The sequence below is a fragment of the Gudongella sp. QWL-04 genome (genome assembly GCF_058683975.1).
On record NZ_CM178754.1, the window covers coordinates 2243118 to 2263571 of the forward strand.

General features: G+C 39.5%; 20 protein-coding genes and 2 riboswitches. Of the genes, 19 read left to right on the forward strand and 1 reads right to left on the reverse strand.

The features are described from left to right. The first annotated feature begins 105 nt into the window (after positions 1 to 105). The 16 genes from AC4PHB_RS11180 to AC4PHB_RS11255 all read left to right on the forward strand — a co-directional run bounded on the left by AC4PHB_RS11180 (position 106) and on the right by AC4PHB_RS11255 (position 14807). Positions 106 to 606 carry a nitroreductase family protein gene (locus tag AC4PHB_RS11180; protein ID WP_492136505.1) on the forward strand — a complete coding sequence of 167 codons (501 nt, stop codon included), beginning with the start codon at positions 106 to 108 and terminating at the stop codon, positions 604 to 606. Between the two features lie 141 nt (positions 607 to 747). Further along, positions 748 to 1554 carry an adenosylmethionine decarboxylase gene (speD, locus tag AC4PHB_RS11185; RefSeq protein WP_492136506.1) on the forward strand — a complete coding sequence of 269 codons (807 nt, stop codon included), beginning with the start codon at positions 748 to 750 and terminating at the stop codon, positions 1552 to 1554. An 11-nt stretch (positions 1555 to 1565) separates the two neighbouring features. Further along, the gene (speE, locus tag AC4PHB_RS11190; RefSeq protein WP_492136507.1) at positions 1566 to 2414 is read left to right on the forward strand and encodes a polyamine aminopropyltransferase; all 849 of its coding nucleotides are present in this window, start codon (positions 1566 to 1568) and stop codon (positions 2412 to 2414) included. 126 nt (positions 2415 to 2540) lie between these two features. Then, entirely contained in the window at positions 2541 to 3377 is an 837-nt protein-coding gene (locus tag AC4PHB_RS11195; RefSeq protein WP_492136508.1) for an RMD1 family protein, read from the forward strand. 34 nt (positions 3378 to 3411) lie between these two features. After that, on the forward strand, positions 3412 to 4779 hold the full coding sequence (locus tag AC4PHB_RS11200; protein WP_492136509.1) for a deoxyribodipyrimidine photo-lyase: 1368 nt from the start codon (positions 3412 to 3414) through the stop codon (positions 4777 to 4779). A gap of 37 nt (positions 4780 to 4816) precedes the next feature. Then, positions 4817 to 4998: riboswitch (cobalamin riboswitch) on the forward strand. An 85-nt stretch (positions 4999 to 5083) separates the two neighbouring features. Next, a complete protein-coding gene (locus AC4PHB_RS11205; RefSeq protein ID WP_492136510.1) occupies positions 5084 to 5923 on the forward strand; it encodes a cobyric acid synthase in 840 nt (279 codons plus the stop codon). Between the two features lies 1 nt (position 5924). Further along, positions 5925 to 6857 (forward strand): adenosylcobinamide-phosphate synthase CbiB, encoded by a 933-nt coding sequence (gene cbiB, locus AC4PHB_RS11210; RefSeq protein WP_492136511.1) that lies wholly within the window; start codon positions 5925 to 5927, stop codon positions 6855 to 6857. A gap of 13 nt (positions 6858 to 6870) precedes the next feature. After that, entirely contained in the window at positions 6871 to 7923 is a 1053-nt protein-coding gene (locus tag AC4PHB_RS11215; protein ID WP_492136512.1) for a pyridoxal phosphate-dependent aminotransferase, read from the forward strand. 36 nt (positions 7924 to 7959) lie between these two features. After that, a riboswitch (cobalamin riboswitch) is annotated at positions 7960 to 8142 on the forward strand. Positions 8143 to 8307: 165 nt separating this feature from the next. Next, entirely contained in the window at positions 8308 to 8445 is a 138-nt protein-coding gene (locus AC4PHB_RS11220; RefSeq protein WP_164906110.1) for a hypothetical protein, read from the forward strand. Positions 8446 to 8460: 15 nt separating this feature from the next. Further along, complete coding sequence (locus AC4PHB_RS11225) at positions 8461 to 9417, forward strand: ABC transporter substrate-binding protein (protein ID WP_492136513.1); 957 nt, start codon at positions 8461 to 8463, stop codon at positions 9415 to 9417. Between the two features lie 2 nt (positions 9418 to 9419). Continuing rightward, the gene (locus AC4PHB_RS11230) at positions 9420 to 10442 is read left to right on the forward strand and encodes a FecCD family ABC transporter permease (RefSeq protein WP_492137773.1); all 1023 of its coding nucleotides are present in this window, start codon (positions 9420 to 9422) and stop codon (positions 10440 to 10442) included. After that, complete coding sequence (locus tag AC4PHB_RS11235) at positions 10436 to 11230, forward strand: ABC transporter ATP-binding protein (protein WP_492136514.1); 795 nt, start codon at positions 10436 to 10438, stop codon at positions 11228 to 11230. Before AC4PHB_RS11230 ends, AC4PHB_RS11235 begins: the two co-directional genes overlap by 7 nt. After that, positions 11214 to 11738: a hypothetical protein gene (locus AC4PHB_RS11240; protein WP_492136515.1), complete on the forward strand. Its 525-nt coding sequence runs from the start codon at positions 11214 to 11216 to the stop codon at positions 11736 to 11738. The genes AC4PHB_RS11235 and AC4PHB_RS11240 overlap by 17 nt, the downstream gene beginning before the upstream one ends. Before the next feature lie 109 nt (positions 11739 to 11847). Further along, complete coding sequence (locus AC4PHB_RS11245; RefSeq protein WP_492136516.1) at positions 11848 to 12357, forward strand: hypothetical protein; 510 nt, start codon at positions 11848 to 11850, stop codon at positions 12355 to 12357. A 212-nt stretch (positions 12358 to 12569) separates the two neighbouring features. After that, positions 12570 to 14204 (forward strand): ribosomal protection-like ABC-F family protein, encoded by a 1635-nt coding sequence (gene abc-f / locus AC4PHB_RS11250; RefSeq protein ID WP_492136517.1) that lies wholly within the window; start codon positions 12570 to 12572, stop codon positions 14202 to 14204. A 60-nt stretch (positions 14205 to 14264) separates the two neighbouring features. Then, the gene (locus AC4PHB_RS11255; protein ID WP_492136518.1) at positions 14265 to 14807 is read left to right on the forward strand and encodes an NADPH-dependent FMN reductase; all 543 of its coding nucleotides are present in this window, start codon (positions 14265 to 14267) and stop codon (positions 14805 to 14807) included. A gap of 32 nt (positions 14808 to 14839) precedes the next feature. On the opposite strand, the gene AC4PHB_RS11260 is transcribed toward AC4PHB_RS11255, so the two are convergent. Beyond that, positions 14840 to 16075 (reverse strand): aminopeptidase, encoded by a 1236-nt coding sequence (locus tag AC4PHB_RS11260; RefSeq protein ID WP_492136519.1) that lies wholly within the window; start codon positions 16073 to 16075, stop codon positions 14840 to 14842. Between the two features lie 180 nt (positions 16076 to 16255). On the opposite strand from AC4PHB_RS11260, the gene AC4PHB_RS11265 reads away from it, so the two are divergent. The 3 genes from AC4PHB_RS11265 to AC4PHB_RS11275 all read left to right on the forward strand — a co-directional run bounded on the left by AC4PHB_RS11265 (position 16256) and on the right by AC4PHB_RS11275 (position 20453). Next, complete coding sequence (locus AC4PHB_RS11265) at positions 16256 to 18661, forward strand: cation-translocating P-type ATPase (protein ID WP_492136520.1); 2406 nt, start codon at positions 16256 to 16258, stop codon at positions 18659 to 18661. A gap of 114 nt (positions 18662 to 18775) precedes the next feature. Further along, positions 18776 to 19852, forward strand: coding sequence for a sporulation integral membrane protein YtvI (gene ytvI, locus AC4PHB_RS11270; protein WP_492136521.1), 1077 nt, complete (start codon positions 18776 to 18778; stop codon positions 19850 to 19852). Between the two features lie 118 nt (positions 19853 to 19970). Then, positions 19971 to 20453, forward strand: coding sequence for a DUF2975 domain-containing protein (locus AC4PHB_RS11275; protein WP_492136522.1), 483 nt, complete (start codon positions 19971 to 19973; stop codon positions 20451 to 20453). Position 20454 lies beyond the last annotated feature (1 nt).

Below are 20454 nucleotides of genomic sequence, written 5' to 3' on the forward strand. Positions count from 1 at the left end.
CGCCAGATTTAGGCGGTTTATTGATTTTAAATATGTTATCATATTTGTGAGTAGCAGCATTCAAATCTATTTAGCTAATATATTGATATAACAGGAGGAATTAAGATGAACTCAATATTCAAAAGGCGAAGCATTCGAAAATACCTTGATAACGATATCTCTGACGCAATGGTTGAGGAAATTATAAAAGCCGGCATGGCAGCTCCATCTGCTGGAGATGAACGACCTTGGCATTTCATAGTTGTTAGGAATAAATCGACAATGCTTGAATTCCCTAAATTTCATCAGTATGCACAGATGCTAAAAGAAGCACCTGTTGCTATAGTTGTATGCGGAGACCTAAATCGTCAGACGTATGAAGGCTTTTGGATCCAGGATTGTTCCGCTGCCATCCAGAACATGCTCCTGCAAGTAACAGAGATGGGGTTGGGGTCAGTTTGGGTTGGCATTTACCCTGACAAAAATAGAGTTGAGAAAACTAAGGAGCTTCTTGATCTTCCGGGAAACATAGTTCCTGTGGCAGTGCTTCCAATAGGCGTGCCTGGAGAGATCAAACCTGCAACAAATAGATACGATAAGAAGATGATCCACTACGAAAAGTGGTAGTTAAGTAATAAGAAGCTCTAGTCTGGACTTGCAGCAAGGAGGATAGTCTCTCGGTTTTTTTGTCAAAGTCTTGCAACAGCAGTCCATAAAATGTAAAATAATCATGGATTTCAATTTATTCCAGAATGAAAGGGATGGAAAATGGAAAAACTACAATTGTATGGATTTAATAACCTGACTAAGACTCTCAGCTTCAATATTTATGACGTATGTTATGCTGTAACGCCTGAGGATAAGCAAAAATACATCGAATATATCGATGAGCAATACAATTCCACCAGATTGACTGAGATCCTTACTGAGGTAACAAGGATCATTGGTGCGAATCTACTAAATATAGCAAAGCAGGACTATGTCCCTCAGGGAGCAAGTGTTAACCTCCTTATTACAGAGGAAAAACTTCCTGACGTATGTGTGGATCCGTCATGCAATTTGGGGGAAGTTATTGCGAGTCCAAGGAATGTCATAGGTCACCTAGATAAGAGTCATATCAGCGTCCATACTTACCCAGAATACCATCCTGACAAGGGTATCATGACATTTAGAGTAGATCTTGACGTATCAACATGTGGTCAGATATCTCCTCTAAAAGCCCTTGATTTTCTATTTGAGAGTTTTGACTCAGATATTGTAATTTGCGATTATAGGATAAGAGGGTTCACCAGAGATCTGGATGGAACAAAGCATTTCAAGGATCACAAAATCAACTCAATACAGGACTATATCTCTAAAGAGAATCTTAATAAATACAACAGCATAGATGTAAATGTTTACCAGGAGAACATATTCCATACGAAGATGATGCTTAAGGAGCTTGAGCTTGACAACTACCTTTTTGAGATCAAGGAAGAGGATCTTACAGGAAGACAAAAAAGAGACATACTGGATAAGCTTAATGAAGAAATGCACGAAATCTATTATGGAAGAAATTACGGGATAGACTATTGAGGAGGGATATTGTGGAGCTTTGGTTTTCGGAAAAAAGTACAGATACCTGTGAGTTTAAGATAAAGGTTAAGGCACAGATATATTCAGAAGAAACCCCATTCCAGAAGATCGCTTTTTTTGAGTCCTATGATTTTGGTAGGTTCTTTACCCTTGATGGCTTGATGATGGTAAATGAAAAGGACGAGTTTATATATCATGACATGATAGTTCACGTGCCACTTGCAGTGAATCCTGAGATCAAGAAGATTATGGTAATAGGCGGTGGAGACGGCGGAACAATTAGAGAGCTTACAAGGTATAGCCATATTGAGCATATAGATTTTGTGGAAATAGATGAAAGAGTCGTCCAGTTGTGCAGGGAATACCTGCCTCAAACAGCATGCAAGCTTGATGATCCTAGGGTGCATCACCATTACGTTGACGGTATAAAGTATGTCAAGGAAAAAAAAGGTTACTACGACCTGATACTCGTGGATTCGACAGACCCAATTGGTCCTGGAGAAGGGCTTTTCACAAGAGAATTCTATACGGACTGCTACAATGCACTGAATGATAAGGGGATATTGATCAATCAACACGAGAGCCCATATTACCCAAACTATGCAAGAGAGATGAAGAAGGCCCATGCAAAACTTAAAGCAATATTTCCTGTTTGTAAGGTATACCAGTTCCACATGCCTACCTATGCCAGTGGTCACTGGCTTTTCGGATATGCAAGCAAAGTACTCGATCCATTAAAAGATCATAAGCCAGAATCCTGGGAGTCCTTCGGATTAAATACAAAATACTACAATACAGAGCTTCACAGAGGCTGTTTTGCGCTTCCAACATATGTAATTGAGCAGCTTGAGGAAGCTTAATAAAATTAGTAGAATCTAGGGAGCAGAAAACACTGCTCCTTTTCCAATTAAGCGGTGATGCTGCAATAGTTTGTTCATCTTAGGGTATATATTATGCAGTGATTATACGAAAAGAGAGTGAAGAATATGATGAAGTACAAATTTACCGCCAAGGGTATATGCAGTGAATTGAATATCCTAGAGATTGGGAAATATTTTGGGATCACAAAGAAAATTAAGTGGGAAGAACCGCTTATTGTCAAGAAGGACAGTACTATAGGTAAAGCCGTTTATCTTTATCATTTTGGCGTACTTGTATTCCTGAACTATGAAGATGATGAAATGCTGGAATTCATCAGGGAAATCAAGGCAGTCCCAGGAAGCATAAAGAGCATTAACGCAGACATAGTCTATGGGGAGGTTGAGACATATACATTAATTGAGGACGCTGAAACAGAGGAAAGCCAGCTGGAGTTTCAGGAGTACAGGAATAACATAATAAAGAAGTTCCACATAGATATGACAGCTCTTGTTCTTGCCAAGTCTGTAGCTCTTGAGATCATTGAGATTAACATCGACAGGGTATTCGATGAGATAGAAGGAACTGTCGTCAGCCTTAGAAATGGGAAGGTGAAGACAAGTGAAAAGAGGACGATTTCTGCCATTGGGAAGATCCTTGCATTCAAGCATACCACCATTTCCTACATTATGATGCTGGATAAGCCATCCATAACCTGGAAGGAAAAGGAAGCGGAGGTTTTCTTTGATGAGCTTGCAGAGCTATACGAACTGGACGATAGATATGATAAGCTAAATGCTAAAATCGATGCACTTCTTGATACAGCTGAGGTAATTGCAGATCTACAGCACTCAAGGATGTCGAAATATCTTGAGATAGTTGTAATTCTACTGATCATGATCGAAGTAGTGCATGCATTTGAGGAGCCTATAATGAATTTTCTCAAAACTCTTATTACACTTTAGAATGAATTTGCAGCATGATTTGGGGGAGAGATATATGCACACCAGCAGGCTAAAACATCTAAACAAAGCATCTAATAAGGATGGAGATTACATTTTATATTGGATGCAGCACTCTCAAAGAACAAGGGCTAACCAAGCCCTTTATTTTTCTATCCAAGTGGCAAATGTTCTTTGCAAACCTCTTCTGGTTTACTTTGGACTTACCGATGGATTTCCTGAGGCTAATCTAAGGCACTACATCTTCATGATGGAGGGGCTTAAAGAAGTGAAAGCAGATCTCGAGAAGGCAGGGATAGGATTTGTAATTGCCAAGGGGAGCCCTTATGAGACTGCATTACTTCTTGGTGAGAAGGCGAGTGTAATAGTTACTGACAGAGGCTATTTAAGAGTAGAAAGGCATTGGAGAGAAATAGTTGCTGAAAAAGCAGGTTGTGCCTTTTACCAGGTTGAGTCGGATCTTGTTGTTCCTATAGAGGAAGCTTCTATCAAAGAGGAATACTCAGCTGCTACCATAAGAAAAAAGATAATGCAAAGACTTGAGGAGTATAATGACCTTGAAGAGACTCCAACTATAACTAACAAGTTCAATAATGAACTTTTATCCGATATTAAAGGGATAGTAGCAGACATTGATGAAGCTTTAAATACTTTAGATATAGATAAATCCGTACCCCCGATAAAGAATAAAAGGGGAGGGTACTCTGAGGCAAAGAAAAGACTGGATGATTTTATTGAGAATAAGCTTTGTAATTATGATACGTTGAAAAACCATCCGGACAAGGACTTTTCCTCAGGTCTTAGCGCCTATCTTCATTTTGGGCAAATTTCTCCAATAGATATATACAATGCAGTAAAGGATATTGATTCTCCCGGGAAGGAAAACTTCATAGATGAGCTAATAGTGAGAAGAGAGCTTGCCTTCAACTTCGTATACTATAATGACCGTTATGATACCTATGACTGTTTACCCAGCTGGGCTACCCAGTCATTAGTGATGCATAAGAAAGATAAAAGAACCTGGATATATACTCTTGAGCAGCTTGAGATGTCTGAAACTCATGACCCATATTGGAATGCAGCACAAACTCAGCTTAGAATTACTGGGGAGATGCATGGTTATATGAGGATGTACTGGGGGAAAAAATTCATAGAGTGGTCGATGAATCCGGAGGAGGCTTTCAATATTGCATTGTACCTTAACAATAAATATGCACTTGACGGAAGAGATCCTAACAGCTTCGCGGGAATAGCCTGGTGCTTTGGGAAGCACGACAGACCCTGGGCAGAAAGACCAATATTCGGCAAAATAAGATATATGAATGATAAAGGCTTGGAGAGGAAGTTTGATATTGACGCCTATGTTGAAAAGATTGAAAGAATTCAAATAATCTCAGAGCAATAAATTATTTGAGTACTGATGTCATTGCAACCTATATTTGCAAAATAGGATCGCATAATATATAATCATCAGTAACTGAATAATATATGGAAGACGGGTGAGAATCCCGCACTGTCTCGCAACTGTATTGGAGGAGCTGATGCTATACGCCACTGGGTAACCGGGAAGGCTGCATTTAGCAATGATACCTAAGTCAGGATACATGATTCGTCATTTTTCTTACGAAGGATAAGAAATGTCTATAATTAAGTATTTTAGCACTTATCTGACGATAGGTGCTTTTTTTAATTCAAAGGGAGGTTAGGATATGGGAGCAATAATGGTACAGGGGACTACTTCCTCTGCAGGTAAGAGTATTCTATGTACAGCCTTATGCAGGATATTCAAGCAAGATGGAGTAAAGGTTTACCCATTTAAGGCACAGAACATGAGTAGCAAATACCACATGACAAAAGACGGCAAAATGATAGCAATTGCTCAAGCACTTCAAGCATGGGCAGCAGGTCTTGAACCCCACGAAAATATGAACCCAATACTACTTGTACCAAATTCAGACTTGAGTTCTAGGCTTATAATCAATGGTGATGACTCCGGATCAACGACCTCTGCCGAGTATTTTAGGGATAAAGCTGTATTAAGAGAAATGATAACAGAAAGGTATAAGGAAATTGAAGTCCTTAATGAGCTGGTTATTATAGAAGGAGCGGGAAGCCCCGCTGAAATAAACCTTAATAAAGATGACATTGTGAACATGGGTATGGCAAAGATTGCAGATGCTCCAGTTCTTCTTGTAACTGACATCGACAGGGGAGGATCATTTGCTGCTGTATATGGTACAGTTATGCTCCTTGAACATGAAGATAGAAGGAGGATAAAGGGAATTGTGTTCAACAAATTCAGAGGCGATAGATCATTGCTTGAGTCTGGGATCGAAATGCTGGAGAAGCTTATTGATATACCTGTAGTAGGGATAATACCATACATAGACCTGAATATAGCAGATGAAGATACTCTGACAGATAAAACAAAAAAATGTGAAGATGGATCTCAGACTCGGGATGAACTTGAAGAAGAGCTTGAAAAACTAGCAGAAGTAGTTAGAGCTAATATAGACATGGATATTATTTACAAACATGCAGGTATATAGGATGGTAGAAATAATTGCAGGTGTAATCTTAGATATTCTTATAGGAGACCCAAAAAGCTTTCCTCACCCTGTGAGGGCAATGGGCAAGCTAATATGCCTTGAGGAGAAAATAGTTAGAAATATAGTGCATAATGATCTTGGTTTAGCGGTTGCCGGTCTTTTGATCGTTTCTATAAATCTATTCATAGGTTTCTTCCTGCCGTTTTCCCTATTAAAATTGCTTGATTCCAATAGGGTATTACACTTCTTACTGAGTTCGTATTTAGTATATTCATGTGTTGCGGCAAGAGATCTACATTCCGAGGCTTTCGAGGTTACCAAGGCGTTGAAAAGATCCTTGAATGAAGGAAGGGTAAGATTGTCTTACATCGTGGGGAGAGATACCGATAAATTGAAAGAAGAGGATATTTATAAAGCATTGGTAGAGACTGTATCTGAGAACACGTCAGATGGTATAATAGCCCCTCTGTTTTATATGATGCTCCTCGGACCTGCTGGAGGAGTGGCATATAAGTTTGCAAATACAATGGACTCTATGCTTGGTTATAAAAACCATAAATACAGATATTTAGGATATTTCCCAGCAAGAACAGATGATATCCTAAATATTTTGCCATCAAGGATCACTTCATTGATGATGGTACTAACGTCTATCGGGAAATTTGACTTAAAGAATGGCTACAGGATTTTAATAAGAGATCACTATAAACATAAAAGCCCCAACAGCGGCTGGCCTGAAAGCGCTGCGGCAGGACTTCTCAGGATCAGACTTGGAGGGGGGAGTTATTATGGAGGTGTCTTTGTTGATAAACCATTCCTCGGAGACAAATGTGAAGCATCAAGTGAAAAACATGTAAAAAGTGTGGTGGAAATAATGTACCGCACTGAGATTGGAGTTATTTTGTTTTGGATATTGATATCGTACCTAATATAATTGGAGGTCCCATATGAAACATGGCGGAGATATACTAACATACTTCGGAAATAAAAGAAATGATATCATAGATTTTAGCAGCAACATAAATCCCATAGGATACCCTAAGGGTCTTGAGGTACAGTTGATTAAAAGCTTTGAAGGTTTGAGATCCTATCCTGATATAAAATATAGAGTGCTTAAAAGCAACCTATCAGAATATCTTGGGTGTAACGACAGTAATGTAATAGCTGGTAATGGAGCAGTCGAGATAATTGACAGCTTTATTATGTCATTTGAAAGAGTAGTTGTTGCGATTCCTTCATTTTCTGAATATGTTGAAAGGGCTTCAGTACACAAAAAAGAAACAATAAGAATCAGTCCTGGCATGGATTTTATGATAAAACCTGAGATGTTTGAAATAGTTGAAAAAGGAGATCTTGTGATACTTGGGAACCCAAATAATCCTACAGGAAGAAGGATCCCCAAGGAAACCTTACTCGAGATATATGGCATCATATCAAAGAAAAATGCATTTTTGCTTCTTGATGAGGCCTTTTATGAATTCTGCCCGATATATTATGACAGCATACAGTTATTTCAAGCATCCAACTATAAAAATGTTGGGGTAATAAGAGCTGCAACAAAATTCTTTGGTATTCCCGGAATAAGACTTGGATACTGCTGTGCTGATGCTATAATTGCCAAGATGATTACTGATACTCAAATGCCATGGAGTATAAATTCATTTGCAGCCGCAGCATCTGAGATTATATTCAAGGATAAGGAGTTTGTTGAAAGCTCAAAGGAGTACATAGAGAGAGAAAGAAGGCACTTACTTAGTGCCTTAGCGCAGTTCAAGATTCTCCAGGCATATGCCACCGAAGCTAATTTCATACTAATCAGGCTTTTCGGGGTATCAGAGGAAAAGATATTTGATTCCCTTCTTGAGAGGGGTATTCTAGTTAGAAAATGTTCAAGTTTCGAAGGTCTTGTAGGAGACCATATCCGAATAGCAATAAAATCCAGATCTGACAATGAGAAGCTTATTAATGCATTATTAGATATTGAGAAGTTGTTGTCTTGACTTAAACCAGTCATGGTGCTATTATCAAGAGGGACACAAATGAATAATATTTTATGTTCCGTCCGATCAATTGGACGGCTAAGAGGGAAACAGGTTAGAATCCTGTGCGGTCCCGCCGCTGTAAGCGTGTTGTAGCATTCGTATCCACTGAGGAAACTCGGGAAGGTGAATCCTGCGTATAACGTAAGCCAGAAGACCTGCATAAAATATCGTTCCAGCCAACGGGCAATTGGCAGAGGAATGGATGACCGCAGGTATATTTGCGGCTATCTCTCTAAGAACAGTAAATTCGGACTGTAGCTAATGCTACAGTTCTTTTTTTATTTATTTCAACTTAGACTCTGCCTGCAATAAGAAAGCTAGATAAAGAAAGGAGAGTTTAGAATGGAAAAGAAGTATCACGTAGTGTTCAAGAAAATCGATGAGGAAACAATGTTTGGCGAGGAGATGACGAGGGAGGACATCCACCGTATAAGGAAAGACAAGTCCATAATTATAATCAAGATTTCAGACATTAAATAGGATAGGGGAGATAATATGAGAAATAATAAACTAATATTGACTTTTTTAATACTGATAAGCCTTCTGCTTTCAGCCTGTACCACAGCTGATCCTTCTACACCACCATCCCAGGCAGAGGTTTCTACAGAGACTCCTTCGATAATTGCGTTACCAACTACAGATCCGGCTGGATATGATATAGTTGTACCTGAAAAAATAGAAAAAATAGTGTCTCTTGCTCCATCAATAACAGAGATATTGATTGAAATGGGTTATGCAGAAAAGCTAGTAGCAGTTGACCTTCAGTCAAAAAATATAGAAAACCTCCCCGAAGGATTGGAATATTTTGAGTTGATGTCTCCGGATGCTGAAAGACTGGCTGCTATGAAGCCAGATATTATCTATGCTTCAACCATTAGTATAGGTAATAGTTCGGACGTTTTAAGCCCACTAAAGGAGTTGGGGATATCAGTAGCTTATATTCCATCCAGCGATAGTATTGATGGGATATATGAGGATATTGAATTTATAGCGGCAACGCTTCAGAACCAGATTGAAGGGGATAGGATAGTTGCTGAAATGAGAGAGAGGATAGAAGAAATAAGGAGTCTGAGTGAGACTATTACTGACAAAAAGACTGTTTACTTTGAGATAAGCGCAGCTCCATATATGTACAGCTTCGGGAAGGGCGTATTCCTTGATGAAATGATCGAAATAATTGGAGCTGAAAATCTGCTCGCTGACCAAGAGGGTTGGATATCAGTTTCTGAAGAATTGATCCTAAGTAAAAACCCACAGGTAATACTTACGAACGTGAACTATATCGAAAACTCGGTGGAAGAGATTAAAACTCGTGCTGGATGGGACTCAGTTGAGGCAGTTAAAAACGGAGAAATCTACTATATCGACAACATGTCAAGCTCACTCCCCAATCACAATATAGTAAAAGCACTGGAGGAGATGCTAAGAGCAGTATATCCGGAGCTTAATTGATCATGAGTACAGCCCAAAGAGCGGCTTTAGCAGTAGTATTAAGCTTAGCAGTCCTGGTCTTGGGAGTGGGTCTTGGGAGTGTGTACATACCACCAATGGAAGTACTTAAAATTTTTGGTGAGAAGCTTCTTGGTATAAACAGAACCACAAGCCAGACGATGTCATCGATAGTATGGGACATAAGGCTTCCAAGAGTATTATTGGCGTATATAGTGGGAGCAGCTTTATCGGTAAGTGGGACAGTTATGCAATCGGTTCTTAGAAATCCTCTTGCATCCTCCTATACACTGGGAGTCTCCTCTGGAGCTTCTTTTGGTGCAGCTATCATTATAGTGACAGGGCTAAGACTGCCTGTATTCAGAGCTTTTACGCTCCCATTCACCGGTCTCGCATTTGGGATTATTACCGTTATACTTGCCATCAGCTTTGCTTCAAGATTGGACAGCAGTATGGAGAATAACACTATAATACTGGTAGGAATAGTATTTTCTTTATTTATAAATGCAATTCTTACTATGATTACAGCCCTATTCAGGGATAAGGTTGCACAGCTTACATTCTGGCAGATGGGAAGCTTCTCACTAAAGGAGTGGTCAAGTATATATATCTTGCTCCCAATCATGATGATGCTTGTCTCAATACTGCTTTTGTTTTCTAAGGAGATGGATATATTGACCTTTGGAGAGGAGCAGGCATTTGCTATAGGTGTTGACGTTCAAAGAGTTAAGTGGCTGCTGCTGGGACTTGCCGCAGCCTTGACCGGAAGTGCAATATCTTTTGTTGGTGTGATAGGATTCATCGACCTTGTGGCTCCACATATAGTAAGAAAATTATTCGGATCCTCACACAGCATAGTTCTTCCAATGACTGCAATTTTTGGGGGCTCATTCATGGTATTATGTGATTTGATTGCTAGAACGATTATAGCACCCATAGAGCTGCCGGTTGGTGCGGTCACAGCAATGGTAGGGGCACCTTTTTTCACTTATCTCTATTTTTCGGGGAGGAAGAGTTCTCAATGCTGAATATTAAGAAGCTTTACGCTGGTTACAATGGTTACGACGTACTTAGAGATATATCAGCAGAGGTTGATAGTAATCAGAACCTTTGTATTATGGGCGGCAATGGTTGCGGCAAGACGACACTTATAAAGGCTATTGCAGGTATGATACCTTCAAGGGGATTGGTTACACTTGACGGTAAGAATACAGCTTCAATGGGGCGACTCGAGTTGGCCGAGAAGATGGCTGTAATGACTCAGATTTCGTCAGTGTACTTTTCTTACTCTGTATTTGAAACCGTGCTAATGGGAAGATACCCTAAAATAAAGAGGACTATCCTAAAAAAGCACACTGCACATGATAGAGAAATTGCATACAGATGTCTCGAAGCAACCGGGTTAAAAGATCTCAGAGACAAACCTATCCTGGAGCTATCAGGAGGTCAGCTTCAGAGGGTTCACCTTGCCAGGGCACTTGCTCAGGAGCCTCAAATAATATTACTGGATGAACCCACTAACCACCTTGACCTGAAGTATCAAGTAGAAATTATCGACTTCCTAAGAGAATGGTCAAAAGAGGAAGGTCATTCAGTCATAGGTGTTTTACATGACATAAACCTTGCAGTAAGACTTTCAGACAAGGTGCTACTGCTTAAGGATGGATACCAAGTAGGTTATGGTAAGACAGAGGAAGTAATCGAAAAGGCAATACTGAAGAAGGTATATGACATGGACGTTGTAGAATATATGGTCAAATCCTATAAAAGGTGGGAGAGGCTGGATTGGAGGGATTCAAATGAAAGGGTTGTATAGAAGCAAATATGAGGCTTATCCATTTTTGAGCGATCATGGGGATGACTTAAGATGTGATTTTGAAATACTTACAGATGAGACTGCAAGCCTTATTGGACTTTTAAGAGCAGATATTGAGGACGAGTTCCTAAGGGAAGAGCTTATAAAGATCTGTGAGATAACCTATCATATTAACCCCAGTCTTAGGACATTTTTCTCAGTTACTGAGGAAGAGATGGAGTGGATAGAAGAGGCAACTCGATGGCTGTCTGAGGAGACAAAGGGGAGATACCAGAGATTTGTACTTACTCAAGGCACTAGATCTGCTTGCCAGGCTCATGTGATAAGGACAAAATTCAAGGAGATAGTGAGGATGATATACAGACACGTTCACAAGGGGAACAGAGTTCCCAATGCACTTATAGATACCTGCAACATCCTTTCCAATTATTTCTTTTTCCTCGCATTAAAGCTAAATGAGCTTGAAGAAGTGGCTGAGGTAGAGTATCAGAGCAGGAATTATAAATAAAAAATCAAAAAAACAAAAACTACATAAGACCAACATAATTGGAACACATCTTTCTTCTATACTTAAAACATAGATAGAAATAAGCAAATTAAAAAGGAGAGTGTAGAAGATGAAAAAATCAGTAGTGATGTTGGCAGTGGCAGTAATGATGCTTGGAACTATGGGTGTAGCATTTGCAGATGCAAGCTGGGGTCCTGCAGCAATCTATGCAGACTTGACTAAAATTACAGAAGAAGAGGCATATGCACTTAAGGTGGAAAAGGATATGACCTTCGGAGAACTAGCTCAAGAAGAAGAAATCTACGAAGAGTTCAAAGCTGCAGCTCTTGCAGGCAAAAAAGCAATGCTTGATCAGCTGGTAAAAGACGGTAAGATAACTGAAGAAAAGGCAGAAGAAATCATTGCAGCGATGGCTGAATGCGATGGTGAAAGCCAAGGCTTATTAAAGGGAACCGGACTATTCGGACTGAGAAATGGGAATGGACAAGGAGCAGGTAACGGCCAAGGCAACGGAGTAAAAGCTGGCAACGGTGAAGGCTTTGGCGGCGGTGCACAAAATAGAGGCGGTAATGGTGGTAACGGACAGAGAATTATGGACGGAAGCTGTATAGAAGATTAAATTCAAGATAGCCAGGGAGATTATAGTCCCTGGCTCTTTATTTGAAACCTAATCACTACCGTGCTATAATTTTCTCAGGATAAGTAGTCCAATACCACGAAAGAGAAGGTAAGGAATAATGCGCATCTGATTTAAGACATCAACCTAATAGTTATGGAAAGCCCTTGTAATATTGGGCATATTTTCATGCGAACAAGAGGGGGAACGAACAGATGCTTTTAATTAGTGCAAAGAACATCAAGAAATATTATAGTGACAGACAAATAATTGATTTGCCTGAGTTAAGTGTATTCGATGGAGACAGGATAGGTATAGTTGGACTGAATGGAGCAGGCAAGACTACATTGATTAGTGTTTTGACTGGTAGAATATTGCCTGATGAAGGTTCGGTTGACATAAGATGTAACTATAGCTATATTTCCCAACTGGATGATCCTGATATAAAAACTATATCTTCAGAGTATGCTTCTAAGCTAAATATTCCAGAAGCTTATTCAGAGACGATGAGTGGTGGAGAAAAAACTCGATTTAAATTGGCCATAGTACTTCAAAATAAGAATCCGCTTATTGTTGCTGATGAGCCGACGAGCAACCTTGATATTGAGGGAATCGAGGAACTTGAAAAAGCTCTTAAGGAGTATAAGGGCGGGCTTATCATAATATCTCATGACAGAAGACTTCTTGATTCCTGTTGTAACAGTATCATAGAAATAGAAGAAGGCAGAATAGAAAGGTATGAGGGGAACTATACCAGGTTCATTGAGCAAAGAGAGGAAAGAAAAAGAAGACAGATTTTTGAATATCAACAATACATGAGAGAAAAAGAAAGGCTACAGTCAGTCATAGTCCAGGTTAGTGAAAAATCGAAATCCATTAGAAAAACTCCAAGACGGATGGGAAATTCTGAGGCCAGGCTCCATAAAATGGGAGGACAGAGTGCAAAGCAAAATCTAGACAACAGAAAAAAGGCTCTTCAATCAAGAGTTGACCACCTTGAGAAAAAAGAAAAGCCGAAGGATCTTAAGCCAGTCCATGTTGATCTTGCTGCGGGAACACTTCAGAGTAAAAGGATCCTGTCGGGGGAGAGAATAAATAAAAGCTTTGGTAAACGAATTATTTTCCAGGATGCTGAACTTCTCATTGGACCAGGTGAAAAACTTGCACTTGCTGGACCAAACGGCTCAGGAAAGAGTACACTCATTAAAATGATCCTCTCAGGGGAGGGAGGCATAAAAATATCACCAAGTGCCAAGATTGGATATTTTAGCCAGAACTTCGAGATTTTAGATGAAAGCAGCACACTTCTTGAGACTATATTAAAGGAAAGTCCGCATTCAGAGACCTATACCAGGACGATGTTGGGGAGGCTTTTGTTTAGAAGAGATGACGTCTACAAGAGAATCGAAATGCTTAGTGGAGGTGAGCGAGTAAAGGCATCTGTAGCTAAGCTTATCTTGTCAGACAACAACCTATTGATAATGGATGAGCCTACAAACTATCTTGATATAGCATCCATAGAAGCATTGGAGGAAGCGATGTCAGCCTATGAAGGCAGTATGTTGTTTGCTACTCATGACAGAGCATTGATCGATCGAGTAGCGACAGGACTTCTTATCATTAAGAATAAGAAGATCATAAGATTCGATGGGTCCTATGAAGAGTACTTGAACTATAAAAAAGGGATCAGAAAAGATATTTCTTCTGAGACTCTCGCAATTTTGGAGAACAGATTATCTTCTCTTGTTGGTCAGCTCGCAATGATCACCAATAATGAAGAAAAAAATCGGCTAGAGCGGGAATACTTCCTTACAGCTGGAAAGATAAGCGAAATAAAGCGCAAAATGTAGATGTTTCCATACTCTCTAATTGGGTAAATGTGCCTTAATTGATATAAAGGAGAGGGTCTAATGAAGATAGCAATAATAGTAGGAAGTCTTAGGGAGAAATCCTATAATAGAAGAATTGCGGAATTCATAAAGCAAAGATACGAGGGCGAGCATGAAATGGAGGTCATAAGACTTAATGACCTGCCGGTATTCAATGAGGATATCGAGAAGGATCCTCCACAGACTGTAAAGGAGTTCAAGGAAAAAATAAAGAAAAGCGATGCAGTGCTGATAGTTAGCCCAGAGTATAATCATTCGATTCCAGGAGGAATGAAAAATGCACTGGATTGGTGCTCCAGAGTTGATCGAGTGTTTGTAGATAAGCCTGTTATGCTAATAGGCGCTTCAAATGGCAATGTTGGCACGGCGAGAAGCCAGTCAGAGCTTAGACAGGTGCTTAATGCACCAGGATTATCCGCTATGACATTACCAGGGAATCATCTCCTTATAGCAAATGTTCAGGACCATTTTGATGAAAAAGGAAATTTCGTGGATGAACGAACCATAAAATATCTAGATAAAGTTCTGGATAACTTAGTGAAATGGACAAAAAGTTTAAAATAAGAAAATCCACGGCGATAGCCGTGGATTTTTCCTTAAACTGCCCATTCACCATCCTTGAAAATTTCTATCTCTTCTCCATTATGGGTGATACCTACTATTGAGAGATCAGAGGTGCCTATCATAAAGTCCTCATGAGTGAAGGAGTCATTGACCCCATGTGCCTCAAGCTCTTCCTCATTCATGGAAGGTCCTCCTTCAATACAGGTAGGATAAGCTTTACCCAATGCCAAGTGACATGCTGCGTTCTCATCAAATAGAGTATTCATAAAAAGTATCCCTGCTTTTTCAATAGGCGAGCTGTATGGAACAAGTGCAACCTCTCCCAGATATCTTGAGCCTTCATCCATATCCAAAAGCTCAGCCAACAGCTCCTGACCCTTTTCAGCTTCAAAGTCGACAACCTTTCCATTCTCAAATACAAGGCTGAAGTTATCTATTAAATTCCCTCCATAGTTAAGAGGCTTAGTGCTGTATACCACACCATTGACGCCGTACTTTGCAGGAAGAGTGAATACTTCTTCCGTAGGCATATTAGCAACGAAAAGATCCCCCTTGGCATTAATGCTTCCACCACCAGCCCATATGTGGCCTTCAGGAAGCTCTATCATTAAATCGGTACCGTTCTCGGAGGTGTAATGAAGCTTGGCGAATTTCTTTTCATTAAGATAATTTACCTTTTCCTCAAGTGTTGTTATGTGCTGTTTCCAAGCCTCGACAGGATTTTCCATGTTCATCCTGGTAGATTCAAGGATAGCATCCCAAAGTTTTTCAACAGCTGCAGCATCCTCCATTTCCGGGAATAATCTTTTAGCCCAAGCAATCGTTGGAATAGAGGCGACGCACCATGAATTTATATCGTTCATAGTGTAGTTTCTGTATTCCTTTAGCCCGATGCCGGAGGCCTTGTTATAGGCTGATATCTTCTTAGTATCTATTCCTTGAAGAAGCTGAGGATCCTCTGCTGAAACATATATAAAATTGCCACTCTTCTTTGCGAACTCCTCCAATGGCTCAGCTTTCCACCTCGGGAAGCTCTCGAAGACTTCAAGAGGAGCATTCTCATATTTCAGTCTTGTGAGAACGTCATCCATCCAATTCATGTATATGTCCGTGCATCCAAGTTGGTAGGCAATCTTTGCCATCATTCTTACGAATTCTGCGCCTTCGACTGGAGCAGAGATAACAAGAGGTTCGCCTGGCTTTTGATTTACACCTACCTCAACAAGCAACCGGGCATATTCTTCCATTTTTCCCTTAAAGCTTGACATTTGATCACCTCAATTTAGAATCTACCATCAGTTTACCTAATAAACGGGATAATGTAAATAATTCTAGAGAAATTGACTTTAGTTTAACGTGGTGAATAGGTAAATCCTCAAATATCAGGAATTTGGGTATATATTCCTATGATAAAGAATTCTAATTCCAGTTCAATGGAGGTGAAAGATATGGAACCTTTAAAAGGGTTGTCTTATGAAGAAGCTGTAGATCGTCTAAAAATATACGGACCGAATGTGTTGCCAGGGTCCGAGCACTCGATAATCAAGCTGATAGCAAAGCAGCTTAAAGGAATTTTTAACATTCTTTTATTAATTGCTGCTATAGTAACATTTTTTATGAATGAGATGGTGGATTTCTTATTTATACTGGGATTCTTTGTCGTGGGGATAAGTCTAAATGTATACCAGGAGCATAAATCTAATCTTGCTGCTGAGAAGTTGAAAAAATACCTTCAAAGAATGGCAATAGTAATCAGAGATGGTGAAGAAATAGAAGTTCCTATAGATAGAGTGGTTCCAGGGGATATTATTATACTGGAAACAGGTGACATAGTACCAGCCGATTCAGTAATAAGAAAACAAAAAAATATACTTGTAGACGAGTCAACATTTACTGGCGAAAGTGAGCCTGCATCAAAAGAAGAGCTTGATTTGAATGTCTCAGTATCTCAAGATCCAAAATACATCTTGCTTCAAGGATCGGTAATAATAAGAGGTAATGCTGTTGCACAGGCAATTGCAACAGGGAGCAAGACCAAACTATTTGAGATTTCAAAAACAGCATCAGAAGTTGAAGCTGAAAGCGAATTAATAGAAGGAGTAGATAGGATCAGTAAATTTATTCTTTGGACAACAATCCTAACGTTGGCTGTAGTTTTACTTGCAAATATATTGATTGAAGATGGTGCAAAAAATATAACACAGTTGATAATATTCGCAATTGCTCTATCAGTCTCAGTAATCCCTGAAGCTCTCCCCTTGGTAATGACATTCTCGCTGTCCAGAGGTGCTCTTCAGTTTGCTGCCAAAAGTGTAATAGTGAAGAGATTGTCTTCAGTTCAAGACCTGGGTGCGGTAAATCTTATCTGCACCGATAAAACAGGGACCATAACTGAGAACAAATTATCCTGTATAGACACTTACAGAGATCCTCAATCACAATGGGACCCTCTTGTACTTGCAAGGCTTGCTGCTCATGGGTTGAACGAGCGTACCCCTGAGCCTTTTGACCTGGCCGTAGATGAAGCTATGTCAACTGATCAGAAATACGAGTTTGGAAAATTTATTATACTCGAGGAAGAAGCATTTGATCCATCGATCCGAAGCAATGGTGCCGTTGTAAAATTAAAAGATGGAAATATCCTTCATATACGTAGAGGAGGAATAGAATACTTCTTTAGTCTTGGCGTTCCTAGCACTAAAGAAGTAAACGATTGGATAATTAATGAGGAAGTCCTTGGAAGGAGAGTTCTTGCAATTGGCTATGAATATGGCGAAAGGTATAGATTAGCAGGTCTCATATCATTTGCAGATACTCTTAAACAAACCACTAAGGAAACTCTGCTCCAGGCAGAAAAACTAAACGTAGATATCACAATAATCACGGGAGATTCAATTAGAGTAGCAGAGGCAGTTGGAAAAGAAATAGGACTGATAACTGACAGGAGTCAGATAATTGATACTTCAGACTTTTTGAGTCTACCTGAAAAGAATCAACAGGACACTGTAGGACGTATTAGAGTTTTTTCAAGGGCAACTCCCGATCAAAAGCTTAAGCTGATAAGAATGCTGAAGCATTCATATAATGTTGCATACCTTGGAGACGGTGTAAACGATGCACCTGCACTAAAGGCAGCTAACGTGTCTATGGTAGTTAATACCGCAGCAGACGTAGCAAGAGAAACAGCCGACATAGTGCTTTTGGAGAAAGATTTAAGAGTGATAGTAGATGGTATCAAGCTGGGACGGGAGACCTTTGCTAATACAATGAAGTACATAAGGATAACATTGGTCTCGAATTTTGGAAACTTTTACGCTCTGGCAATAGGTCTATTGATCGTTGATTTTTTACCTATGTTGCCAAAACAGCTTCTACTATTAAATCTACTTTCTGATTTTCCAATGATGTCAATTGCATTCGACAAGGTTAATAGCAAGGAGATCGAAAAACCGATGTCTTATAATTTTCATACACTCTACTTTACATTTGTGTCCCTTGGCTTGGTAAGCACAGTTTTTGACTTCATATATTTCAGCCTATTCTATAGGATATCCCCAGGAGTGCTTCAAACCAATTGGTTCATTGCAAGTGTTATAACAGAGCTAATGTGTATGATATCCTTAAGAACTATGGAGCCGTTTTATAAAGCAGGGAAACCATCAAATGTAATATTAGGCCTTGCTATAGTGGCAGGTTCTTTGGCTGTCGCTATTCCATTGGTACCATGGTCTGCGGAATATTTTGACTTCGTGCAGCCTGGACCAAATCATCTGATAACCATATTAGGAGTAGCATTATCCTACTTTATTGCAACAGAGATAGTCAAACGACCAATAGCAAGGCTCAGGAAATAGCTAAAATATCAAATATATGTTGTTTATCATCCAATTGACAGAGATCGCTTTTTAATGTAGAATTCTCTAAACAACTATTATTTATTGAATAAGATCAATAAGCAGGAGGTTGCCGTGGAGGCCCAAAGTTCTAAGAAAAGCTTTATAATAAATGTATTGTTTTATCTGTTGATAGGTCTTTTAGTGATCGCAACCCTGAAGTTAATACTTCCTCTGGTAAGCCCCTTCATAATGGGCTTCCTTATTGCGTATTTGTTGAGAAAACCTACAAAGAGCCTTGTTGCAAGATTCAAGCTGCCATATAAGCCAGTGTCTGCTATGGTCGTATTGATTTTCTATGTGGCAATAGGATTCCTGATATCCCTTGTGGGAGCCAACCTTGTCACGATGATAGCATCAGCGATCCTTGAGCTTCCGTTGGTGTATGAAGAGCAGATAAGACCTTTCCTTTTGACTACCTATTCTACTGTTGAGCAGATAATATTCAACCTCAATCCAACGATTAGAGACGTACTATATGAAAATTTTCAGAGATTTATAGGGTCCATCGGGGAGAATATAACGAACATTTCATTAGGTATAGTTGGCTTCCTCTCAAGTATTGCGACGTCATTACCTGGATTGTTTGTGAGAACACTTTTGATGGTGGTATCAACATTCTTTATAGCAGTCGACTTTGACTCCCATACCGGCTTTATACTTAGACAATTCTCGCAAAAGGGAGCGAAAATCCTTATAAGTATCAAAAATTACCTAAAGAACACTCTACTCGTAGTATTCAAATCCTACGGAACGATAATGTTCATAACATTTATTGAACTTTCAGGAGGACTGATTTTGGTAGATGTGCCAAATCCTATCCTTATAGCACTGATCATAGCAGCCTTCGACATACTGCCTCTCTTTGGGACGGGAGGAATAATGGTTCCATGGGTAATCTTCAACCTCGTTATAGGAAGTTATGGAAGAGCGCTCGGACTGTTCATACTTTACGTGTTTGTAACAGTAGTTAGAAACATGATAGAACCGAAGATCGTTGGAGGCCAGTTGGGAATACATCCTATCGTCGCACTTATGAGTATGTTCATTGGCGCAACCTATTTTGGGTTCCTTGGATTATTTGGTTTCCCGATAACTCTTTCGCTTTTGAAATATCTCAATGATGAAGGTATGATAAAGATATTTAAGTAATGCAAAGGCTTGTTCGAATAAACAGGCCTTTTTTTATCAATTAAAGAAAATTATTTATTGATAAACGATAAGCAATTTAATAAAATATCCTTGAAAACAACAGAAGAGGTGTGAACACATGAAAAAGGGATCAACACTATTTCTAAAGCTTGCTGTCATAATGATAGCTCTACCGATACTGGCATTATGTATTTACGGACTGCCTATGATCATAAAAAACTCAATGCTCCACCCATGGGAGCTGAACAGATATCTGTATGGGATTATAGGGGGAATGTATGTATCAGCTCTACCTTTTTTCTATGCTCTGTTTCAGGCGATGAAGCTGCTAGGATATATCGATAAGAATAATGCTTTTTCATTTGACTCAGTACAGGCCCTGAACAGGATAAAATGGAGTGGGCTCTCTATAAGCGCAATATATATAGTTTTGATGCCTTTGTTCTATATCATTGGTGAATTGGATGATGCGCCAGGTATTATAGTCGTAGGTATGGTTTTCACTTTTGCACCTGCTGTGGTTGCAGTATTTGCTGCTGTACTCCAAAGGCTATTAAAGGAAGCAGTAGAGATCAAGGCTGAAAACGAGCTTACAGTGTGAG